Origin of the sequence: Bradyrhizobium sp. (assembly GCF_019244115.1) — a bacterium.
GTDB lineage: Bacteria > Pseudomonadota > Alphaproteobacteria > Rhizobiales > Xanthobacteraceae > Bradyrhizobium.
Genome location: NZ_JAFATE010000168.1, coordinates 1 through 3,706 on the forward strand (window position 1 = coordinate 1; position 3,706 = coordinate 3,706).

Here is a 3,706-nt window from a genome sequence, read left to right on the forward strand (position 1 = left end):
GCCCGTCCGGGAGTGGGGGACGGGCGGTCTTCAAGCAGTCGGGCGACGGATACAGCGAAGCTGTGCGTGATGCGAGCCCCAAATTTCGCGATCCTGCGATGCCGCTTCCTCGGCCGGGTCCACTCAATGACGACCGTAACATTCCGCGGACGAGGAGCGCTGCAGGCGGTCCGGCTGGCAGGTGGCCGTCGAGCTGCCCCATCTGAGCAGCTGACTGGATCGTGTGATAAGCTCGGGAGCGTATACAAAGATGGCCGGTGAGAGCGCGACGCCGGCGACGCAGATCACGACGACATAGCCGCGCCGAAGCCCGAGCAGGATGGTCAATCCGCGTACGACCACCCCGGTTGCAAATGTAACGATCATCCCAAGAGCCAGCGCGCTCGCCAATCCGCCACCTGGTCCCTCATTGGCAATTGGCAGGAGCAACGCAATCCAATGCCGAAGCCAGCCCGTGTACGATACGACCGCGACGACAAGTGTCAGGGCGAGCAGCCAGCGCCACGTCGGCATCACGACGGCAATGGCGTATGTAACGAGGTTGGCGCCGAGAAAGATGCTACCGAGATCGAGCATGATCGCAGCTTACGTCTGGTCCAGATACGGCGCCACGACCTCGCGCGTCTGCTGGCTCGGCACGACAGGCACGATCTCGAAGGTCATGCCAAACCCCTGGCAGTTCAAAATCCATTCCTGCAGGAGGCGCGCGTCATCACACTCCATGAGCTGGAAGCAGCGGTCGAAATTCGGCTCGATCCAGCTGCCGACATATTTGAGCCCCTCCGGAAACTTGACGTCGGCGTCGCGCACGCGCCGGTACACCGGAATCGGATCGCGGTCCTTGAAGCGCTCGATCACCATGAAGAGCATGCGCGGTCTCCATCGCTTGGCTGTCGCAAGTTTAGATTCAGTTCGTTGCGTGGGCAAAGGCGGGCATGCGCCGTGCCCGAGGGAAACCCTTCCTACGGTTCTCTACGGTTGTCGTTTGTTCCTACCATGGCTGCGCCACGTTGCCGCAAGCGCGGCCTGCATGAATTCGTCCGGGAATTCACCTGACGCGGGAACGCGCATTCGCGGCGGACGTTTCGAAAGCCGTGGGTGCTGCCATGGAGGTGGACGTCATGAAGATGATGGTGAGCGTTGGTGCGGTGATGCTGGCGATGTCGGTCGTTGCGGCGTCGGCACAAAACAAACCGGACGTCTCGGTTCCGAGCTCGCAGAACTCCGGTGCCGGAATCCAGGGAGCTCCGGGAAACAAGAACGGCCCGCCCGCGCAGAAGGGCACGGTGGGGTCGGCTGCGACCAGCAACGACCAGACGGTGAAGGACCAGGACGCCGCCAACGTCAAGGGGTTGCCGGGAAACAAGAGCGGCCCGGCGCCGAAGAAGCCGCAGTAAGCGGTCGTCGTAGTCTGTGGGGTGGGCACAGCGAAGCGTGCCCACCATTTCTTGCTGTGATGGGTACGGCGCAAGCGCGCCTTTGCCCACCCTAGACCTTTGCGCCCTCCGCCGCCGGAAACACCAGGCGGTCGTCGGTGCGGCAATAGCGGTCCGCGAACATGCGCCCGACGGGGTGATAGCGCTCCATGTGCACGCGCATCGTCGCTGTGTCCCACAGCTCGTCGCGGATATAGAAGCTGATTCCTTCGCCCATGATGAGCACCCGATCGCCGTTGACGTCGATCGTCTTCCAGGTCCGGCATTCCATCGCCCAGGGCGCGTCGGCGAGCCGCGGCGCTGCGACCTTGACCGACGCCGCGAGCTTCAGCCCGAGATAACCCGGCTCGCCGATCTCGGGAGGAAAGTCGCCGCTCGTCTCGTGCATGGCGCGCGCGAGCGGCTCGTCGGTGAGATGGACCACGAACTCGCCAGTGCGACGGATGTTGACCAGAGTGTCCTTCGGCCGCCCGTCGCCGCGGTTGTTGACGGCAAACATGCAGAGCGGCGGGTCTTCGCAGAACACGTTGAAGAAGGAGAAGGGCGCGGCGTTCACGACGCCGGTCTCGCCGACCGAGGTCACCCAGGCGATCGGCCGCGGCAGCACGAAGCCGGTCAGCACCTTGTAGCGTTCGCGCTGGGAGAGATCGTCGGGGGCATAGTACATCTGTCGTTCCTGTCTGAGGTGGTGGCCCTGACAGGAACAGTCTTATTGACGGCCGCGCGGGTCAAGCCCGCGCCTTGCTACGGCAGCGGCATGCCGTCGTCCCGGACGGTCGTCGGATGATCGCTGGCGAGCAAGGCCAGTTTGCTGACGTCGGTGCCGCCGAGGAAGGTGTCGAGCGTCGCCTGGATCGCCTCCTTAGCCTGGTCGGGGCCGCGGTCGCTCATCCAGGTGTGCTGATAAGGTGTCTGGACGATGTCGATGCCACGCTTCTCGCATTGCTCAGGGGTCGGAACGACGCCGGGATCGGTCTTGAACTGCGGATCCCTGGAGCGGAAGGACAGGATCTTCAGCTTGTCGCGGAGCACGAAGGGCACGCGCAGATTGTCCAGCGTGACGATCTTCGACACCAGTTTTGGATGCTGCATGGCGAAGTACATCGCCGTGTCGCCGCCGTTGGAGTGGCCGACCATCGTCAAATGATCGTAGTCGGCGTTGGGATGCAGCTTCTTGAGCTGCTCCAGCACAAAGAGGATGTTGGCTTCGCCCTTCTCGTAGACCGCAAGGCGGCCGACATAGGGCAGTCCGACCTTGGTCATGAGTGGCGGATCGCTCGGAAGGTCCTGCTGGATGCTAGCGACCAGATAGCCCCTGGCGGCAAAGACGTTCGCCAGGAACGAATATTCGGTGTTCCTGACGGTGTTGCCATTGCTGATGATGGCGACCGGAAGCTTCCAGTAGCCGGCATTGGCCTTCATGTCGTAGTCGACGCGCTCGGCAATATCGACCGTGACGGGGCGCTGCCGCGCCTCGTCGAACAGGTTCAGGCTTTCGTGCCGAATGCCCCATTTGCTGATCGCGAAATACGATGCGCCGAGCAGCGTGCAAACGCAGGCAAGAACGCTTATTCCCCGCCTCATCGGTTCCATCCCGTGTGTCTATGTCATTGCTTTCACGAATCAAAACGCACAAGTGGCAGGAGTTGGCAACGCCGCAGCGGATTAAATTTGTGACACCTTGCTGTCGTGCAGCAGGCTACGGAACCCATGCGAAACGCGTGGGTTCGCCAGGGCTTATGAGCTGCGTCCAAAGCGGATCTTGCACGACGCGTCGATTCTGCATGCATCCCATGCGCGAACTGCCCGTCGTGCCAAGATGTCGCACTGGATAGGTTCTGTTTTTCAGAATTTGTCCTGACGCCGACCCCCAAATCAGAAGCATCATGCGCCCATCCCGCCTCGCTTGAAGAGGGACGTTTCGGCCGATCGTCACGATACGTGGAGCGCGGGATGCCATGGGCGCGATGAGCACGTCAGACGAACGTTGCTTATTGCGCAGGCGAAGGCGTGTGGTCCTGGCCTCCCGACGCTGAGGCCAAGTGCGCGAGATGATGATCTCGCGGACGATGGGAGCAAGAAAGCCCGGTTCCCAGGGAGCAACTGTGCTGAGAGGTAGACCAGCGATCGGCCGGCCTCAAGGCTGGCGCGAGACGCGCCCCCGCCTTCGGCGGCTGAAGGCCTTGACCCCGTCCGCTCGCCGGTCTGTCGGCTTGGCATGCGCTCGGTCATGGACCGAGCGCGAGAAAGACGCGCTCGCTCAGTTCACC

The 3,706-nt window shown here is 62.6% G+C and carries 5 protein-coding genes; 1 reads left to right on the forward strand and 4 read right to left on the reverse strand.

The window, feature by feature from the left end; translation table 11 throughout:
* Positions 1-123 precede the first annotated feature (123 nt).
* Together JOZ76_RS07390 and JOZ76_RS07395 are read right to left on the reverse strand one after the other, a co-directional pair.
* Entirely contained in the window at positions 124-576 is a 453-nt protein-coding gene (locus JOZ76_RS07390; protein WP_291697969.1) for a hypothetical protein, read from the reverse strand.
* Between the two features lie 9 nt (positions 577-585).
* Complete coding sequence (locus JOZ76_RS07395) at positions 586-870, reverse strand: DUF3303 domain-containing protein (protein ID WP_291697970.1); 285 nt, start codon at positions 868-870, stop codon at positions 586-588.
* Positions 871-1,121: 251 nt separating this feature from the next.
* On the opposite strand from JOZ76_RS07395, the gene JOZ76_RS07400 reads away from it, so the two are divergent.
* Positions 1,122-1,397, forward strand: coding sequence for a hypothetical protein (locus JOZ76_RS07400; protein ID WP_291697971.1), 276 nt, complete (start codon positions 1,122-1,124; stop codon positions 1,395-1,397).
* A gap of 91 nt (positions 1,398-1,488) precedes the next feature.
* On the opposite strand, the gene JOZ76_RS07405 is transcribed toward JOZ76_RS07400, so the two are convergent.
* Together JOZ76_RS07405 and JOZ76_RS07410 are read right to left on the reverse strand one after the other, a co-directional pair.
* Positions 1,489-2,103, reverse strand: a complete 615-nt coding sequence (locus tag JOZ76_RS07405) for a flavin reductase family protein (protein WP_291697972.1) — start codon at positions 2,101-2,103, stop codon at positions 1,489-1,491.
* A gap of 77 nt (positions 2,104-2,180) precedes the next feature.
* The gene (locus JOZ76_RS07410) at positions 2,181-3,020 is read right to left on the reverse strand and encodes an alpha/beta fold hydrolase (protein WP_291697973.1); all 840 of its coding nucleotides are present in this window, start codon (positions 3,018-3,020) and stop codon (positions 2,181-2,183) included.
* Positions 3,021-3,706: the final 686 nt, after the last annotated feature.